This is a genomic window from Burkholderia sp. AU17457 (genome assembly GCF_002223255.1).
In the GTDB taxonomy this organism is placed as follows: domain Bacteria; phylum Pseudomonadota; class Gammaproteobacteria; order Burkholderiales; family Burkholderiaceae; genus Burkholderia; species Burkholderia sola.
The window spans coordinates 1210762-1227756 of record NZ_NKFB01000003.1 but is presented as its reverse complement, the minus strand read 5'-3'; the positions used below and the strand labels follow the sequence as shown (position 1 = coordinate 1227756).

Here is a 16995-nt window from a genome sequence, read left to right as displayed (position 1 = left end):
ACATACGCGTGGGCGACAGGACGCGTCGAGTCGCAGCCAGCCCGCCCGGGCGCACGCATTACTCGCACACGGGTGTGCTGCAACGGCAAACGCAATCGCATGCCATCGCCGGCACTGTCGCTATGCGTTGATCGCCCCGCTCGCCCGCACACGCTGCACAACGCAACTCTGCGTCACGCTCTCCACGCCTGCCGATCACTGCGTACGCCCTTGCTTCGCATCCGCGCGTGACCGGCCCGCCACGCGTGCGTTACACTCACGGCCCGCTGTCTCGAAATTATTCGCTGTCCAAGATGTTGTCGCGCAATCGCCTCGCCGCCGCCTGTCTCGCCGCTTCCCTGCTCGCCACACCCTTCGCCGCGTTCGGCAAGACGCAAAGCGAATCGCTGCTCCAGCAAGCGATCGATCTCGTGTCGCGATGGCTACCGGCCCCCACTCACGAAGCCCCCTCGACCCAGGTCGTCGAATCGGCATTCTCGCCCGACGGCGGCGCCGAGGCGCTCGTGCTGAAAGCGATCGGGGCGGCGCGCAGCTCGATCCGGGTCGCCGCGTACTCGTTCACGTCGCCGCCCGTCGCGCGCGCGCTGCTTGCCGCCAAGCGCCGCGGCGTCAACGTCGCGGTGGTCGTCGACGACAAGGGCAACCGCGCGAAGAGCAGCAAGCAGGCATTGAACCTGCTCGTCAACGCGGGCATCCCGACGCGCACGATCGACGCCTATGCGATCCATCACGACAAGTACCTCGTGATCGACGCCGAGCACGTCGAAACGGGTTCGTTCAACTACAGTGCGTCGGCGGCCAGCCGCAATTCCGAGAACGTCGTCGTGGTCTGGAACAATCCGCAACTCGCGTCACGCTACCTCACGCACTGGCAAAGCCGCTTCGACCAGGGCACGCCGTACCGCTCCAGCTATTGACGCGCGACACGCGCTTTCTCCTGGCGCTCGCCCCCTCGCATTCTTGCCGCCGCGTTGCAGATGATCGGCGAGCATGGCGCGATGTTCAATTCGGCCGAATGGCCAGCGCACCGCGTCGCGAAGCGCCCTTCACGCCCGACGCACCGCGTTCAATGGATTTCGGACCCCCGCCCGGTCGCGACGCCCGCATGCGCGCTCGCCACGCAGCGGCTCGCGTGCCCGTCCGCGCCGCTGACCGCATTCGCCGAGCGCCTGCGGTCGCCCATCGGCAGCACGGTGCGCACGCAATCGGTGCTGAACGTCAGCGTGTTCTGAACCAGCGGGTAAAGGAGATACAGCGCGAACGCGAGATAGCCCGCGTACAGAATTCGAACCATGGTGCGATCGGATGAGATGGGATGAACGATTGGACTCGTCGTGTTTACGGCAGGCCGACGCGCCCCCTTGAGGCATCGCGTGTCCGATTCCGCATCGGGACGAAACGCGCGCCGAGGCCTCCCGCCTCTTGCCGCACTTCACCGACACCCGCGAACCCGATCAGCGCCACGGCGGGACTTGCAGCGTGGCGATGCATCCGGGAATGCGCGATACTGTCAGACATATGCCCGATGACCGGCCCGACGGCCGGGACAAGAGACCAGGCCTATGCAAATCGCACCGAAACCGGCCGACGAGGCGGCTCGGCTCGATACGCTTCATTCGCTCTCGATCCTCGATACGCCGCCCGAAGAGCGCTTCGATCGCCTGACACGTCTCGCGCGACGGCTGTTCGACGTACCGATCGCCCTCGTCAGCCTCGTTGACGAGAATCGCCAGTGGTTCAAGAGTCATGCGGGACTCGACGCCACGCAGACGCCGCGCGACGTGTCGTTCTGCGCGCACGCGCTGCTCGCGGGCGATACGATGGTGATCCAGGATGCGCGGAACGACGATCGCTTCCACGATAACCCGCTCGTCACCGGCACGCCGGGCATCCGCTTCTATGCCGGCCGGCCGCTCGCCGCACCGAACGGCGCGCCCATCGGCACGCTGTGCCTGATCGACACGCGGCCCCGCTCGCTCGACGCCGACGAACTCGCGCTGCTCGGCGATCTGGCCCACATGACCGAGCGCGAGATCGCCGCGCTGCATTTCGCGACCACCGACGAACTCACGCAGCTGACGAACCGGCGCGGCTTCGAGATTCTGGCCCGGCATGTGCTGAGCCTGTGCGATCGCGTCGGCCGTCACGCCGTGCTGCTGTTCTTCGACCTGAACGATTTCAAGACGATCAACGACCGCTTCGGCCATGCCGAGGGCGATCGCGCGCTCAAGGCGTTCGCCGAAACGTTGACGAGCGCGCTGCGCGACAGCGACGTCATCGCACGACTCGGCGGCGACGAGTTCGTCGTGCTGTTGAGTGCCACCGATGCGGCCGATGTCGCCGAGCCCGTCGAACGCGTGACGCAGGCGCTCGCGCAGCGCAACGCAGCCGACGCACGCGGCTACGCGATCCGCTTCAGCGTCGGGCACGTTGCCTATGATCCCGCCTGCCATCGCACCGTCGCGGACCTGCTGGCCTCGGCCGATCGGAGGATGTACGAACACAAGCAGCGCGGCAGGACGGCCGGCGCATGACCGTCGACGAGCCAGGCCGACGCGGCGCAATCAAGCCGCCGCGCCGCCGCCCGGCCGCGCTCGTGTGTCGGTTCAACTGCCGCAGGGCGGCGCGCTGGCCATTGCGTCCGCGATCTGCTCGGGTGTCAGATCGCGCTGATGCGTCGCCAGCGACCAGCGATGCCCGAACGGATCCTCGACCTGCCCGTAACGATCGCCCCAGAACATGTCGGCGGCCGGAATCGTGACCGTCGCGCCGGCCGCGACCGCCTTTTCGATCGCCGCATCGGTGTCCGGCACGTACAGATGCAGGCAGACGGGCGTGCCTTTCAGCGCCTTCGGCCCCAGCGCACCGTGCTCGGGCATTTCATCGACCAGCATCAGCGTCGAATCGCCAATCGCGAGGCACGCATGCGCGAGCCGGCCATCGGGCATCGCGAGGCGAAATTGTTCAGTCGCATTGAATGCACGCTTGTAGAAGTCGATGGCTGCGGTTGCGCCCGCACAGATCAGATGCGGGGTCAGCGTACGCATCCCTTCCGGGATCGGCTTGACGGACGTGGGCATGGTGTCGCTCCTTGAGTCGGTTGTCGTATCGAAAATCGGGACGGACGCGCGATGCGCACGCCTCCGATGCTACGACGGACGACTCCCGCGGAAATCGACACGGTGCCCGGGATTTTTTTGTTTGCTCAAGTGACGCGGCGCGCCGGACGCCGCGTCGGGCATCATCGGCCCGTTCGGTCGGCCGGTTCGTCCGGCGGGCCGAACTGCCGACGGCAAGTCTCCAGCAACGCGGCGACCGCGTCGAGCGGAAGATCGGCAAACCGGGCGATCGGCAGCATCACGCCGCCCGGCACCTTCGTACGGGAAGAATGTACGGAGAACTGGTAGCCGATGTAACGATTACCGGCGACACTGACGATCCGGAATTCAGCGACGTCGCGCCACGGCGTGACGGTTTTTTCGCGGGCAGAACCGATCAGCCGGAAGCCCGTCTCGTCGACCTGCAGCGCGAGCTTGCGCCGCGACGAGACGAACAACGCGGCACTGGCAAGCCCCAGCAACGCGGCCATCGCCGCTACCGGCCAGAGCGTCGGGGCGGCCACGTAACCGCACAGGCTCGCCGCGGCCAGCCCCGCACATCCTGCCGCCCTGCTTTTCAGGCTTCGGCTGTCGACCGCAAGCGTCACCGGCAACGCGCCGATGACCGTTCCCGCAACGGGATCGACGTGCCAGCCGGAATCCGTCGTTTCGCGTTCGTCGTTCATTGCACGCCGGCTCGTGTCGACGGCCGCCGGTCCATCGACGCGGGCGGCATGTCGGGACTTCGATTCCGTTTGCACGCATCGGGCGTCATTGCGCCAACGTCGGTCAATGGCATACGTTGACGGTACCGTTGGTCGTGCATTGACCGACGGCCCAGTGGCTCTGCCCGGCCAGACGGGGCGCGACGCCCATGCCGCGAATCGGCGCGGCCGGCGGCGACGATGCGGGAACGGTCGTCGACGCAGTCTCGGGCGACGGTTGCACGGGCGTCGGCCCGGACGCGGTCTGGCAGGCGGCAAGCGCCAGACAAAGCGCGAATGCCGGCGGGAAGATGGCGAATCTGGACATGGTCGTGGGCGCGTTCGCGCGATTCGGTTTGGGTAACGGCTTGCGGTCAGATCTGCGGCAGATCGCGCAACGTGCGCGACTCGCTCGTTGCGTCGATGTCGAGCTCGATGCCTTCCGACGCATCGCGATACAGCACGCGTTTCAGCCTGGGCCCGATCGCCGCGGTGTCCGATTCCGAGAAGATCGCGCGGACATCGTTACCGGATGCGAGCGCGCGCGCCACGTCCGCCACCGGGGCCTCGCGGGGCGTCGCCGCCCACGAGCGATCGGCCGGGTTCACGGCCGCCCAGCGCACGTGCGTCACGCGCGCGCTGAGCGGATCGATTCGGACACCATTCACCGCGAACGTCGACATCGGCATCTCCTTTGAATTTTTTACGGCCGGCCGCATGCATGCGGCGCGCTGCGAACAGCCCGGATCCAGCGTGCGCGGCGCGCACGGCCCGCGATCAGGGGCGCGGGTCCGGCCAACGGGATTTTCGATGATACATTGGGACGCTTTGCAACCGTCAACAGACAATCGTGTACGGGAGAAACACATGAGCGACGCCTGGGGAACCTTCCCTGCCAGAATGGGCGACCATCAGGCTTTCATCAGCTTCAACCACGGCTTTGCGGAAATCGCCGAAGGCGATCCGCGCACGTCGCTGCTCAGCGTGCGCGTCCCCTTTGCGCGTCCGTCGCCCGAAGGTCTGCCGGCCGGCGACGAATTCGCCGATCTCGCGAAGATCGAGGATCTGCTCGACGCCGCGATCGTCGCGAAAGGCGGCGTGCAGGTCGGCCGTATCACCGTCGACGGCAACCGGGATTTTCTCTTCTACGTACCGTTCGACGAAGAGGCGGCCGCGGAGATCGTCGACTCGCTGGCCGACCAGACGACCTATGCGCTTCAGTACGCGCATCAGGACGACCCGGACAAGACGACATACTGGCAGACGCTCTACCCGACCGACGACGACTGGCAGATCATGCGCGACATGCGCACGCTGGATGCGCTGCGGCAGCAAGGCGACGCGCCCGACGTGAGCCGGCGCGTGATGCACTGGGCGTACTTTCCCGACCCGAGCGACGCGCACCAGTTCGCGGACTGGGCCGAAGCAAAAGGCTATCCGGTGGAGTCGGTGGCGCCGACCGAGGACGGCAAGTCGGCGGTACGGTTTTCGCACGAAGGCACGATGGCGCTCGCCGACATCACGCGCCATACGATCGCGCTCAATCGCGAGGTGCGCGCGCTCGGCGGGGACTACGACGGATGGGAAACCAGCGTCGAACAGGCGGGCTGAGCGGAGCACCACGCCCATGACGCGCGATGTGACGTCATGCAGGCGACGCAAAAAACATCCCGGCAGCGCGGTGACGCGCCGCCGGGACAAGGCATCGCCGGCAAAGACCGGCGATGGGCCTGAGGGTTCGCTCAGGCACGAGGAAAGCAATTCGTACGGATCGGGCGAACGGATGTCGGGGTGCAAACGTGTGCCGTCGCGCAGCCCGCCGAACGCCTGTCCGGTTCCGCCGACGCAACCTTCCGGCGTCGGGGGGCAAAAAGCCCCCGCTCCTGCACGAGCGAGCGGGGAAATGGTTGACCGGGCCGGGGAAGAACGGCCAACCGGTCAAATTGTGATCGCGGGTCGCGCGACGGTCTGTGCGGCAACTCACCCTTTAGTGACAATGTGGCGGCAACCGGCATGCTCGCGTGCCGGCGAATACCGTCATGATTCAAGCGCGACGCCTTGTTTGCCGGCCGCTTTGACGAGGAGCCGGCGACAGCGTCGCCTTTTCATTTCAGCGTTTTATCTTGTTTTAATTCAAGTCGATCTTTCAGACCCGGGCGCAGTTTCCGGTAAGCCGCGGATATTGTCAAAGCAGGATTATTCTATTTTTTGCGCAATGCAATTCTCGCCTCGTTTTTCGAACGGAATTTCTCGCGCGCAATGATCTGCGTCACGAAACCACGAGTTCGTCGCTACAACGCGCCACTGGAAAGCCAGTCGGCAACCATATCGATCCAGTCCAGATTGCCGACGATTTCAATAGCGGCGTCGCCGACGATTTCGGCGGTCGACAGATCTGCCGCCGCCACGCCGGTTGCCACCGCGCGCGCCTTCGCAATCTCGGTCGAAGGGACGGGCCTCGGATCGGCAAGCCGCGCCAGCCAGTCGATGATATTGGCACGCGCGTCCTCCTCATCGGCGAAGTCGTTTCGCTCGAGAAAACGATCGAACACGATCCATCCGAGCGTCTTGCCGCGCACTTCGGATTCGAGCTGCCTGTCGACAACGGCGGTACGGCCGGACTCCGTGATTTCGAGCATTGCCGTGAAGCAGTAATCGAGATAGTCGATCTCGAGTTTCGACGACCTGGCCTCTCCGTTCAATGTGCCCTCTCAATTTTCATGATGCCCGTTGCCTGACGCGTGCTTCGCCACCCTGTATGAATCTTGCGTGAATTTCGCGCAGGGCTTCATTCTCGCTGGCCGTATCGCGATATTGTCGCGGCCTGTCGACGCGGACCGTCAACGGATGACCGCCCCATTCCTTTTTGCAGATCGAGCCGCAAGGCGCTCCGTTTTCGTATTTTTGGTCTCGACCTGCTGCGCAGTCGTCCGCGCTGCTAAACTCGAATCACGAAGACCGCTTGCGCCACCAGAGGAAATAATGACGCTTGCTCACGCACGACAAAGCGGCGTAGATGTCTGGATCGTCCAGCTTCCAGGGCACGTTCCCTATGCCTACACACACCTCAAGCGCGTATTCTCGTCCGACGACTCTCGCCATCGGGTCGTGACGATCGACCTGAGGAAACTGCTTGCCTGCGCGGACCACGACACCACCGACTATGTGCTGCCGTCCGTCCAGTACTGGGCGCCTGGAAAAGCCGCGGGCATTCGCGAATTCCTCGATCCGAGCCGGGACCGGATTCCGGACATGCCGTTCATCACGTTTCGCGAGACGAGAACGCGAACGTTGCTCGGCATTCCCGGCCTGTCGAAAATCGGCGTCGCATCGTTCCGCAACGGCCAGCATCGCGCGCGCTATCTCGCCTATGCTGGCGCGACGATCTTGCCCGTCGAAATTCACGAGACCGAAGCCGATTTGCTTGTCCGGTATTGCGGCGAGTGATCGCAAAATCCGTTCGGCTTTCCCCTGGCGCGACGCCATAGCGGCCGGCTGCGGCTGCACTCGCGTGCGGCCGAGCGCCGATGCCGATGCCGATGCCGATGCCGACAAGCATTCAAGCGTGGATCGCGTAAATCCGGTCCGTGACTTCCGTCTGGCCGATGCGACACGTTTCGACACCGGCCAATTGCCAGCCGTTGTGTTCGTAGAACCCGATCGCACGCACGTTGTCCTCCAGCACCTGCAGATGGACCTTGGCCACGCCGATCGAGCGAGCCCATGCGCGAACGGCTTCGATCATGCGCTTGCCCGTGCCGCCGCCGTGATGCGAAGGATGAACGTGCAGGCAGTCGAGCAGCACACCCAGCGCCGGATCGACGGGGCGCTCTGCGCTGACGAAGCCGACGGGTTCGCCGTTCGACTCGGCGATCAGTGCGAGGCCCCATTCACTCTCGTTGCGATCGAAATAGTTGCGCCACCGGACCGCGTGCTCAGTCGGCACCTCGTCGGACAGATAGGCGGCCGGAAGGATGTGGCTATAGGCGGTTTGCCAGCTCAGCGTGTGCAGGCGAGCGATGTGGTTCGCGTCGTGGCGCGTCGCGGCGCGCAGTGTGACCCGGGTGTCCGGCATCGGTAGCCACTCCTTGTGTAGGTTCTCTTGATCGGCCTGTGTCGTCGCAAAATATACCGCGCTTTGCGGGATGATATTTCGCAGGGCTTGTCAGCGGGTCGTCGGCGAGCGGGCAAAAAAAATCCCGACACCTTCTCCGGTCGTCGGGATCGAACGGCCCTGCAAAGCATGAGGGCACGAGGAAGGTCCTACATTACACGCATGTAAGACTGTTGCGCTTTGTCGGTTTGCGCCAAGCCCCTGTTCGATTCCGCCAATCAGCCGGTTACGGGCGGCCGTAAACGAAAAAAGCCTGCTCGCGTTTGGCGCGAGCAGGCAAGAAAACGGATCAGCATTCGAGGCACGAGGGCTGTCCAGAGAAGATAACGGCACGGCGAGCGGGAACCTTAGGCGGGAAGAGAAACGTCGCGGGAACAGGTGCGAACGTTGTCAGCACAACGACAAGGAAACGCGATACGAAGCAGGCCCGGGGACCTCGTCGCATCGTCCGAGGTCTCATATTCGGTATCGAAGTCATATCGCCCGAGCGACTCGATTTATGCGAGAGCTCTTTTGACGCGCACGAGGCCGAAATGGCATCGTGGTTGATTCGTTGAATACGAGGATGCTACTTCGCTTCGTTAAAGACGTCATGACTAAGCCACACGTTGGCTGTGTCAGAACGCCAGAAAGCAAAAAGCCCGGCTCATTGAGCCGGGCTTTTTGCTTGAATTTGTTGGGGTGGCTGATGGGACTCGAACCCACGACGACAGGAATCACAATCCTGGACTCTACCAACTGAGCTACAGCCACCACTGATACTGCTTGCTTCGTTTCGCTGTTGTGTTTCAGCAGCGAAGAACAAGATTATACGAACACTTTTGAATCTTGCAAAGCATTTTTTTCAAAAATTTCTTCGGCTGCGTTCAGATGCGCGCGTGCCTCGTCGAACACGGCCAGATCGCCGCGTGCGAGCTTCTTGTTGTCGGACAGCACGCGACGCCAGCCACGCGCACCCGGCATGCCGCGATACAGCCCGAGTGCGTGCCGCACGATCGCGCCGAGGTAGGTGCCGCGCTTCAGTTCGGCCGCGCAATACGCGATCAGTTGCGCTTCGGCCGCTTCGCGCGTCGGCACCGCTGCGCTCGATCCGTAGAAGCGCGCATCGACCTCCGCCAGCACGTACGGGTTGTGATACGCCTCGCGGCCGAGCATCACGCCGTCGACGTGCTCCAGATGCCGCGCGACTTCATCGAGCGTCGTGATGCCGCCGTTGATCACGATCTCCAGCGACGGAAAATCGCGCTTCAGCCGATACGCATAGTCGTACTTGAGCGGCGGGATCTCGCGATTCTCCTTCGGCGACAGCCCCTTCAGGATCGCGTTGCGGGCATGCACGACGAACGTTTCGCAACCGGCCTCGGCCACCGTGCCGACGAAATCGCGCACGAACGCGTAGTCCTCGACCGCATCGACGCCGATCCGGTGCTTGACCGTCACCGGCACCGACACCGCATCGCACATCGCCTTCACGCAGTCGGCGACGAGTTGCGGCTCGTTCATCAGGCATGCGCCGAACGCGCCGCGTTGCACGCGCTCGGACGGGCACCCGCAATTCAGGTTGATTTCGTCGTAGCCCCACTGCTCGCCGAGCTTCGCCGCGCGCGCGAGGTCGCCCCGCTCGCTGCCGCCCAATTGCAGCGCAACCGGCGATTCGCTCGGCGTGAACGCAAGATGCCGCTGGGCATCGCCGAACAACAGCGCGCCCGTCGTGATCATCTCCGTATACAGCCACGTATTGCGCGTCAGCGTGCGGTGGAACGACCGGCAATGACGGTCGGTCCAGTCGAGCATCGGCGCGACGGATACGCGGCGGGGAGGAAGCGAAGGCGAAACGGACATGGAATTCGGGTACAGGCCAGGCGGCACGGAAACAACCCGATATTTTACCGCAATACCGGCCATACCCACCCGACACGTGCGCTACCGGTCGTCCAGCTCCGCATCGACCGCCCGGCGTGCCTCGTCGAACACGCGCTCGATCACGCGCCGCTCGGTCAGCAGCACCCCGTCGATCTTGACCAGCCGCCAGTCGATCCGCACGGCGTCGCCCCGCAGCACGCGGTAGTGCGCATGCTCGCCGTCCCAGACCTGCTCGGTCTTCACCTCGATCTCGAAGCCGCGGTACGGCTCGCTGAAATCGCCGAGGTCGCTGCCTCTCGGTTCCATCGCACGCCTCCGTGGCGACGCCGCGCCGGGCCGCGTGCGCGGCCGGCGCCGCGCGCTCAATCGTATTCGTCTGACAAAAAGGACCGGCCATCGGCCGTCAGGTCGACCCGGTCGGCCGTCGCCTGATAGATCAGCCCGTCGTTCAGCAACGCGTAGATAACGTCATTGAACGCGGCGGGAACCGGCCGGCTGTCGCCGAACTGGTCGATCCATTTCAGCGCCTCGATGGCTTCGGGGGAAAGGATGGGGGTCATGCGTTCGCCTCCGGCATCGGTGTCGTTCCATCCTAGCACTTCGTCCGGCAGTCGAATACCGAGGCAAACGCGCTGCGCGAATGCAATGCGGCGCCGCCGGGCACGTTGCCTGCCCGGCGGCGCCGCACCGAGGCTCGACCCGCGCTCAGAGACGCGCGATCGAGACTTCCGTCGACTTCACGAGCGCGACGACTTCGGCGCCGACCTTCAGTTCGAGTTCATCCACCGAACGGGTGGTGATCACCGACGTGACGATGCCGAACGGCGTCTCGACGTCGACTTCGGAAACCACCGACCCGCGAATGATCTCCTTGACCTTGCCCTTGAACTGGTTACGTACGTTGATTGCGGTGATGCTCATCGGGATGATCGCTCCGAAGAAAAAAGTCTCAGAACGGGCGGCCGAAGCCGCCCGGAATTAAACGGCCCAGCGGATCTGCCCGACCGGTCGAACCTTGTCTGCTTCATGCTCCGTGTCTTGATCGGCCGCGCCGGGCCCGCCGGCGAGCACGCGTTTCAGCACGCGATCCTCGAGCGCCGCGAAGGCCGCCGACGCGCGGGCACGCGGCCGGTCGAGCAGCACCGGCTGGTCGAGCGCCACCCGCCCCTGCTCGATCAGCAGGATGCGGTCGCCGAGCGCCACGGCTTCCTGTACGTCGTGCGTGACGAGCAGCGCGGTGAATCGATGCTCGCGCCACAGGCGCTCGATCAGCGCGTGCATTTCGATGCGGGTCAGCGCATCGAGTGCGCCGAGCGGCTCGTCGAGCAGCAGCAGTTGCGGCCGGTGCACGAGCGCACGGGCCAGTGCGACGCGCTGCCGCTGCCCGCCCGACAGTTGCGCGGGCCAGTCGTTCGCGCGTTCCAGCAGCCCGACTTCGTCGAGCACCGCGCGGGCCTGGTCGCGCGCGCCGCGGCCGAGGCCCAGCATCACGTTCTGCAGCACGGTCTTCCACGGCAGCAGACGCGCGTCCTGGTACATGATCCGCGTATCGAGCACGCCGCCGCCCTCGCCGTGCGTCACGAGCGCGCCGCTGCTCGGCTGCTCGAGTCCCGCGACGAGACGCAGCAGCGTCGATTTCCCGCAGCCGCTGCGGCCGACGATCGCGACGAAGCTGCCGCGCGCGATGTTCAACTCGACGTTGTCGAGCACCGTGCGGGCGCCGAAGCGCTTGCTGACGCCCGACAGCGTGACCGCATCGTCGGATGCCGGACCGCCCCCGCGCCGCCGCGCGAGCGGCACGACCGATGCGCTGCCGTCACGTTCGAGGATCGCCGCATCGCGCGCGTCGCCGTCCGCGACGCGGGCCTGCGCCAGTTCGGCCTCGAGATCTGCGCCGGCGAGCGGGCCATAGGCGGCCGCTGAAGTCGTCGCGTTCATGCCTTTGCTCCTGATTGATAGGCGGGGTGCCAGCGCAGCGTCACGCGCTCGATCGATTTCGCCAGCACATCGGCCAGCTTGCCGAGCACCGCGTACAGCAGGATGCCGACCACCACCACGTCGGTTTGCAGGAATTCACGCGCGTTCATCGTCATGTAGCCGATGCCCGACTGGGCGGAGATCGTTTCCGCGACGATCAGCATCACCCACATCAGCCCGAGCGCGAAACGCACGCCGACGAGAATCGACGGCAACGCGCCCGGCAGGATCACGTCGCGGTACAGCGCGAAGCCGCGCACGCCGTAGCTCTTCGCCATCTCGATCAGGTTCGCGTCGACCGAGCGGATCCCGTGATACGTATTGATGTAGACGGGGAAGAACACGCCGAGCGCGACGAGGAACAGCTTCGCCTTCTCGTCGATGCCGAACCACAGGATCACGAGCGGGATCATCGCGAGCGCCGGGATGTTGCGGATCATCTGGATCGTCGAGTCGAGCGCGACCTCGGCGGCCTTCGACAGCCCGGTCGCGAGCCCCAGCGCGAGGCCGACGCCGCCGCCGATCGCGAAGCCGAACAGCGCGCGCCACGTGCTCACTTTCACGTTCGCCCACATTTCGCCCGACGTCACGAGCGACCAGGCCGCGCGCACGACCGCCACCGGCTCGGGCAGCACGCGGGTCGACAGCCAGCCGGTGCGCGCACCGACTTCCCACACCACCAGCAATGCGAGCGGCACGAGCCACGGCGCAACGCCGCGCCACGCGCGGGCGGCCACGGCGACGCCCGTCGTCGACGTTTTCGTTGTCATCGCAAGCCTCCGTCGCTCAGCTCTGGCTCGTCTTCGGCAGATAGTTGTTGCCGACGATCTCGCCGAACGGCCCCGACAGCGGACCAGCCGCCTTCTCGACACCCTTGCCCTTGATCAGCGGGAACACGAGTTCCGCGAAGCGATACGACTCCTCGAGGTGCGGATAGCCGGACAGGATGAACGTCTCGATGCCGAGATCCTCGTATTCGCGCATGCGTTCCGCGACCTGCTCGGGATTGCCCACGAGCGCCGTGCCGGCGCCGCCGCGCACGAGCCCCACGCCGGCCCACAGGTTCGGATAGACCTCGAGCGCCTCGCGGCCGCCGCGCTTGCCGCCGTGCAGCGCGGCCATCCGGCGCTGGCCTTCCGAATCCATGTTTGCGAACGCCTTCTGCGCCCGCGCGATCGTGTCGTCGTCGAGCCGGCTGATCAACCGCTCGGCGTCACGCCATGCCTCGTCCTCGGTCTCGCGCACGATCACGTGCAGACGGATGCCGAACTTGATCTTGCGGCCGCGCGCGTCGGTACGGGCGCGGATGTCGGCGATCTTCTTCGCGACGGCCTCGGGCGGCTCGCCCCACGTCAGGTAGGTATCGATGTGATCGGCGGCAATCGCGTGAGCGGCCGGCGACGAGCCGCCGAACCACAGCGGCGGATGCGGATGTTGCACGGGCGGATAAAGCGCCTTGCCGCCTTTCGACTGCAGGTGCTTGCCGATGTAGTCGAATCCGCCGTTGTCATGCGACGCGGTCAGCAGCCCGCGCCAGATGTTCAGGAAATCGTCGGTGATCTCGTAGCGCGTATCGTGATCGGCGAACAGGCCGTCGCCTTCGAGCTCGGCCGCATCGCCGCCCGTGACGACGTTGATCAGCAGGCGGCCGCCCGACAGACGGTCGAACGTCGCGGCCATCCGCGCGGCCAGCCCCGGCGAAGCGATGCCGGGACGCACGGCGACCAGGAACTTCAGGCGCTGTGTCGCCGGAATCAGGCTCGACGCGACGACCCACGCATCCTCGCAGGAACGGCCGGTCGGCAGCAGCACGCCGTCGTAGCCGAGCGTGTCGGCCGCCACGGCGACCTGCTTGAAGTAATCGTAGTCCGCGGCGCGCGCGCCTTCGGCCGTGCCGAGATAGCGGCTGTCGCCATGCGTGGGGATAAACCAGAACACATTCATCTGCTGCTCCTGCTTGACTGTCACTGCCGAAATTTGAAAAAAACATCGCCCTGCTCGCGTCGCGGATAAGCGACGCATGCATGGTGTGCATTCGAATCGGGATGGCTCGCCGGTCAGGCCGTGCTGCGGACGAGGACGCGATTGCACGGCTGTTTCTGGGAAATCAGTCTAGGGATCGGTACAGGGCTTTGGAACGATTTTTTTGAGCTTAGGTTTTCCGCTTTCGTGATTAGCACGACGCTGGAGCGAATATCGTCGCGGCCGGGCCCTATAATGGCGCACCTATCCGAATAACTCCGCGCGCCCGGCCCCCGCCGTGCGCGCCTGCGGTGCACTCATCGATGCAGAAAGTCATCCTGCCCTTCCTGTCCGGCTTCCTGGCCGCACTGTTCTTCCGCGAGGCCACGCTCGCCCTCCTTCACACGGCCGACCTGATCGCCGCAACCGGCTTCTCGACACAACCGTTCGCGCCGCTCGGCATTCCTGAATTCGTCGCGAATGCGCTGATCAGCGCGTGCTGCGCGATTCCGATGGCGTGGTTGCTGCGCGTGTCGCCGGAACGCGAAGCATCGTGGATCGGCGCGCTCGTGTTCGGCGGCATCGTGCTGACGGCCGCCCGCGTGTTCGCGATCGATCCGCTGCGCGGCATCTGGCCGTCGGGCAACATGATGCCCGTGCTCGCGGCCGGCTTCGCGGCGAATGCGGTGTGGGGTTTCGGCGCGCTCGTGTTCATGCGCGCGTTCATGTCCGACGACGCGGGCGACGAGTAACGCCTGCGCGGGCTGCGCGCCCTTCGGTCGCGCCCGCCCGACGTCGTTCATGAAAAAGGCCGCGTGCATGATGCACGCGGCCTTTTCGTTTCCGTGTCGCGCGCCGATCGGCTCGCGCGGGTCAACCTGATCGACGTCAGTCCTTCAGCTTGCGCAGCGGATGCGCGTCGGGCGTCCACGGGCTGTCGAACATCGCGAGCACGTCGGCGCGCCGGACGTCGGCAGCCGACTTGAAACGCCACACGGGCTGGTGATCCTTGTCGACGATCAGCGCGCGCACGCCTTCGATCACGTCGCCGCGCGCGAAGGTCGAGCGCGTGAGATCGAGATCGCGCCGCAGGCAATCGGCCATCGTCGCGCCGCGCGCGCGTTCGACGACTTCGAGCGACACGGCCATCGACAGCGGCGACAATTGCTCGCGCATCGCGTGGGTCGCCTTCTCGACCCACCCGTCGACCGCCGCGCAATCCTGCTCGGCGTCGAGCGACGCGAGGATCGCGTTGATGTCCGGCTGCGCGAAATGCCGGTCGATCCCGGCACGCGCATCGGCGAGCGCCGACGTGCCGGGCGTCGGCACGACCTTGTGCGCGGCAGCCGCGTCGGTCACGCACGCGACGGCCTGCGCGCCGCTGTCGATGCGCGCGGTGCGCAGCGTGTCGAGCAGCGCCGGCAGTGCGGCATCGGGCAGATAGACGTCGGCGAGTTGCGCGTACAGCGCACCGGCCGCGTCGAGCGTCGCGCCGGTCACCGCGAGATAGCGGCCGATCGCGCCGGGCGTGCGCGCGAGAAACCAGCTCATCCCGACGTCCGGGAACAGGCCGATGCGCGTTTCGGGCATCGCCATCTTCGTCGAGTCGGTCACGACGCGCAGGCCGCCCGTATGCCGCGCCGCCTGCGAAATCCCCATGCCGCCGCCCATCACGACGCCGTGCATCAGCGCGATGTACGGCTTCGGATACGTGAAGATCGCATGGTTCAGCGTGTATTCGTCGATGAAGAACGTGTCGACCGCGTCGCGGTCGCCGCGCTGCCACGCGTCGTGGAAGAAGCGCACGTCGCCGCCCGCGCAGAATGCGCGCGGATGCGGGCTGTGCACGACGACCGCGATGACGTCGGGGTCGTCGCGCCACGCGTCGAGCGCCTGCTGCATCAGCCGGATCATGCCGACCGACAGCGCATTCAGCGCCTTCGGCCGGTTCAGTTCGAGAAAGCCGATGCGGTTCGCGACATACGCGAGCACGTCGGGCTGGGCGGATTCGGCGGAAGCGGCGGCGGAAGAAGAATCGGTCATGAAGGTCGTCCGGCAAACGGCAGTCGCACGCTCAATGCGCCTGCATTTTCGAGAACAGGTTCAGCACCACGACCCCGGCGATGATCAGCCCGAGGCCGATCACCGCCGGCACGTCCGGCACCTGGCGATAGAGCAGCATCGCGACGAGCGTGATCAGCACGATGCCGGCGCCCGACCAGACTGCATAGATGATGCCGACGGGCATCGTGCGCAACGTGAGGGACAGGCAGTAGAACGCGACGCCGTAACCGGCGACGACAAGCACCGACGGCCACAAGCGCGTGAAGCCGTCCGCCGCGCGCAGCGCGGACGTGCCGATCACTTCCGCGACGATCGCGATCGCGAGCCATGCGTAACCGGGCAATTGCATCGCTCAGCTCCGTGCGAGGGCCAGTACCGCGTAGTCGTGACCGAGCTCGGCGCACAGCGCCTCGACGACGAACTCGTGGTCCGCGCGCTGCGGCAGCCCGGACGCGGTAATCGAGCCGATCACGCCGGCGCCGGCGACGGTCAACGGAAACGAACCGCCGTGCGACGCATAGTCGGCGGCCGGCAGCCCGTGCTTGTCCGCGAGCGTCGCGCCGGCCTGCTGCATGCGCAGGCCGATCGCGTACGAGCTGCGGCGGAAATGCGCGACGACGTTGCGCTTGCGGCGCACCCAGTCGGCGTTGTCCGGCGTCGCGCCGGCGAGCGCGGCGTAGAACAGCGGCTGGCCGAACGTGACGATATCGATCGCGATCGCATGACCGCGGGACGTCGCGAGCGCATGCATCCGGTTGCCGAGCGCCCACGCGCGGGCCGGGTCGAAATGGGGAAACACGAGCGCCTGTTCCTGCGCGCCGATCGATTGCAGATCGTGAGCGATGTCCATGAATCCGTCGATGCAGTAATGAGAATCGCAGCGGCGCCGATGCGATCGCGCAGGGCCGCTGCCGGGATGGCGACACAAACCGCTCGATTCTAGCGCACGCGCCTCTCCGTACCGGCCCCACCCACGCTCGCGACGCGATCGTCAGAAAACAGTTGCGCGCATCCGGGTTAGCCCATATAATTCATTTCTTCGACGGACGCGGGGTGGAGCAGTCTGGCAGCTCGTCGGGCTCATAACCCGAAGGTCGTAGGTTCAAATCCTACCCCCGCAACCAACCGTCCAGAATGTCGCAAAAAGCCCGGCCTCGCGCCGGGCTTTTTGTTTTCGCGCGTCCGGACGCCGCGCGCGCTTCGCGCACGCGCG

22 protein-coding genes and 2 tRNA genes are annotated in these 16995 nt (G+C 65.7%); 6 read left to right on the top strand and 18 right to left on the bottom strand.

The features are described 5' to 3' along the window. Positions 1 to 293: 293 nt before the first annotated feature. Positions 294 to 917 carry a phospholipase D family nuclease gene (locus CFB49_RS08335; RefSeq protein ID WP_089491116.1) on the top strand — a complete coding sequence of 208 codons (624 nt, stop codon included), beginning with the start codon at positions 294 to 296 and terminating at the stop codon, positions 915 to 917. Between the two features lie 149 nt (positions 918 to 1066). Here the strand turns inward: CFB49_RS08335 and CFB49_RS08330 are convergent, their stop codons facing one another. Then, positions 1067 to 1294 (bottom strand): hypothetical protein, encoded by a 228-nt coding sequence (locus CFB49_RS08330; RefSeq protein ID WP_089491115.1) that lies wholly within the window; start codon positions 1292 to 1294, stop codon positions 1067 to 1069. A gap of 268 nt (positions 1295 to 1562) precedes the next feature. Between CFB49_RS08330 and CFB49_RS08325 the strand changes: the two genes are divergently transcribed. Continuing rightward, positions 1563 to 2534: a GGDEF domain-containing protein gene (locus CFB49_RS08325; protein WP_069621428.1), complete on the top strand. Its 972-nt coding sequence runs from the start codon at positions 1563 to 1565 to the stop codon at positions 2532 to 2534. Between the two features lie 72 nt (positions 2535 to 2606). Here the strand turns inward: CFB49_RS08325 and CFB49_RS08320 are convergent, their stop codons facing one another. The 4 genes from CFB49_RS08320 to CFB49_RS08305 form a co-directional block, all read right to left on the bottom strand. Continuing rightward, positions 2607 to 3080, bottom strand: a complete 474-nt coding sequence (locus tag CFB49_RS08320) for a VOC family protein (protein WP_069621427.1) — start codon at positions 3078 to 3080, stop codon at positions 2607 to 2609. A 161-nt stretch (positions 3081 to 3241) separates the two neighbouring features. Beyond that, a complete protein-coding gene (locus CFB49_RS08315; RefSeq protein WP_069621426.1) occupies positions 3242 to 3784 on the bottom strand; it encodes an aspartyl-tRNA synthetase in 543 nt (180 codons plus the stop codon). 103 nt (positions 3785 to 3887) lie between these two features. Continuing rightward, positions 3888 to 4130, bottom strand: coding sequence for a hypothetical protein (locus tag CFB49_RS08310; RefSeq protein WP_089434969.1), 243 nt, complete (start codon positions 4128 to 4130; stop codon positions 3888 to 3890). A 46-nt stretch (positions 4131 to 4176) separates the two neighbouring features. After that, entirely contained in the window at positions 4177 to 4485 is a 309-nt protein-coding gene (locus CFB49_RS08305) for a phosphatidylserine/phosphatidylglycerophosphate/cardiolipin synthase (RefSeq protein ID WP_089491441.1), read from the bottom strand. Positions 4486 to 4669: 184 nt separating this feature from the next. On the opposite strand from CFB49_RS08305, the gene CFB49_RS08300 reads away from it, so the two are divergent. Then, positions 4670 to 5413, top strand: coding sequence for a DUF695 domain-containing protein (locus tag CFB49_RS08300; RefSeq protein ID WP_089434968.1), 744 nt, complete (start codon positions 4670 to 4672; stop codon positions 5411 to 5413). Between the two features lie 680 nt (positions 5414 to 6093). Here the strand turns inward: CFB49_RS08300 and CFB49_RS08295 are convergent. After that, on the bottom strand, positions 6094 to 6504 hold the full coding sequence (locus CFB49_RS08295; RefSeq protein ID WP_249190322.1) for a hypothetical protein: 411 nt from the start codon (positions 6502 to 6504) through the stop codon (positions 6094 to 6096). Positions 6505 to 6784: 280 nt separating this feature from the next. On the opposite strand from CFB49_RS08295, the gene CFB49_RS08290 reads away from it, so the two are divergent. Continuing rightward, positions 6785 to 7249 (top strand): plasmid fertility inhibition factor family protein, encoded by a 465-nt coding sequence (locus tag CFB49_RS08290; protein ID WP_089491114.1) that lies wholly within the window; start codon positions 6785 to 6787, stop codon positions 7247 to 7249. Between the two features lie 112 nt (positions 7250 to 7361). Here the strand turns inward: CFB49_RS08290 and CFB49_RS08285 are convergent, their stop codons facing one another. From CFB49_RS08285 to ssuD, 9 genes are all read right to left on the bottom strand, one after another. Then, positions 7362 to 7877, bottom strand: coding sequence for a GNAT family N-acetyltransferase (locus tag CFB49_RS08285; RefSeq protein ID WP_089491113.1), 516 nt, complete (start codon positions 7875 to 7877; stop codon positions 7362 to 7364). A 716-nt stretch (positions 7878 to 8593) separates the two neighbouring features. Further along, positions 8594 to 8669, bottom strand: a tRNA-His gene (locus tag CFB49_RS08280). Positions 8670 to 8723: 54 nt separating this feature from the next. Continuing rightward, positions 8724 to 9710, bottom strand: a complete 987-nt coding sequence (gene dusA / locus CFB49_RS08275; protein WP_069621420.1) for a tRNA dihydrouridine(20/20a) synthase DusA — start codon at positions 9708 to 9710, stop codon at positions 8724 to 8726. 129 nt (positions 9711 to 9839) lie between these two features. Next, on the bottom strand, positions 9840 to 10085 hold the full coding sequence (locus CFB49_RS08270; RefSeq protein WP_069621419.1) for a hypothetical protein: 246 nt from the start codon (positions 10083 to 10085) through the stop codon (positions 9840 to 9842). Positions 10086 to 10141: 56 nt separating this feature from the next. Beyond that, entirely contained in the window at positions 10142 to 10339 is a 198-nt protein-coding gene (locus CFB49_RS08265) for a hypothetical protein (RefSeq protein ID WP_050012556.1), read from the bottom strand. Positions 10340 to 10484: 145 nt separating this feature from the next. Further along, entirely contained in the window at positions 10485 to 10700 is a 216-nt protein-coding gene (locus CFB49_RS08260; RefSeq protein ID WP_006476104.1) for a TOBE domain-containing protein, read from the bottom strand. Between the two features lie 57 nt (positions 10701 to 10757). Then, entirely contained in the window at positions 10758 to 11717 is a 960-nt protein-coding gene (locus CFB49_RS08255; RefSeq protein ID WP_089491112.1) for an ATP-binding cassette domain-containing protein, read from the bottom strand. Then, the gene (ssuC, locus tag CFB49_RS08250; protein ID WP_059584307.1) at positions 11714 to 12526 is read right to left on the bottom strand and encodes an aliphatic sulfonate ABC transporter permease SsuC; all 813 of its coding nucleotides are present in this window, start codon (positions 12524 to 12526) and stop codon (positions 11714 to 11716) included. The genes CFB49_RS08255 and ssuC overlap by 4 nt, the downstream gene beginning before the upstream one ends. 16 nt (positions 12527 to 12542) lie before the next feature. Beyond that, the gene (gene ssuD / locus CFB49_RS08245) at positions 12543 to 13700 is read right to left on the bottom strand and encodes an FMNH2-dependent alkanesulfonate monooxygenase (protein ID WP_089491111.1); all 1158 of its coding nucleotides are present in this window, start codon (positions 13698 to 13700) and stop codon (positions 12543 to 12545) included. A gap of 341 nt (positions 13701 to 14041) precedes the next feature. Between ssuD and CFB49_RS08240 the strand changes: the two genes are divergently transcribed. Continuing rightward, on the top strand, positions 14042 to 14470 hold the full coding sequence (locus tag CFB49_RS08240; RefSeq protein WP_006484223.1) for a hypothetical protein: 429 nt from the start codon (positions 14042 to 14044) through the stop codon (positions 14468 to 14470). A 136-nt stretch (positions 14471 to 14606) separates the two neighbouring features. On the opposite strand, the gene CFB49_RS08235 is transcribed toward CFB49_RS08240, so the two are convergent. The 3 genes from CFB49_RS08235 to CFB49_RS08225 are packed head-to-tail and all read right to left on the bottom strand — an operon-like array spanning position 14607 to position 16632. After that, positions 14607 to 15761: an enoyl-CoA hydratase/isomerase family protein gene (locus tag CFB49_RS08235; RefSeq protein WP_069621416.1), complete on the bottom strand. Its 1155-nt coding sequence runs from the start codon at positions 15759 to 15761 to the stop codon at positions 14607 to 14609. 31 nt (positions 15762 to 15792) lie between these two features. Beyond that, positions 15793 to 16125, bottom strand: a complete 333-nt coding sequence (locus tag CFB49_RS08230; protein ID WP_371090929.1) for a DMT family transporter — start codon at positions 16123 to 16125, stop codon at positions 15793 to 15795. 9 nt (positions 16126 to 16134) lie between these two features. Beyond that, the gene (locus tag CFB49_RS08225; RefSeq protein ID WP_069621415.1) at positions 16135 to 16632 is read right to left on the bottom strand and encodes a heme-degrading domain-containing protein; all 498 of its coding nucleotides are present in this window, start codon (positions 16630 to 16632) and stop codon (positions 16135 to 16137) included. A gap of 197 nt (positions 16633 to 16829) precedes the next feature. Between CFB49_RS08225 and CFB49_RS08220 the strand changes: the two genes are divergently transcribed. Continuing rightward, a tRNA-Met gene (locus CFB49_RS08220) sits at positions 16830 to 16906 on the top strand. Positions 16907 to 16995: the final 89 nt, after the last annotated feature.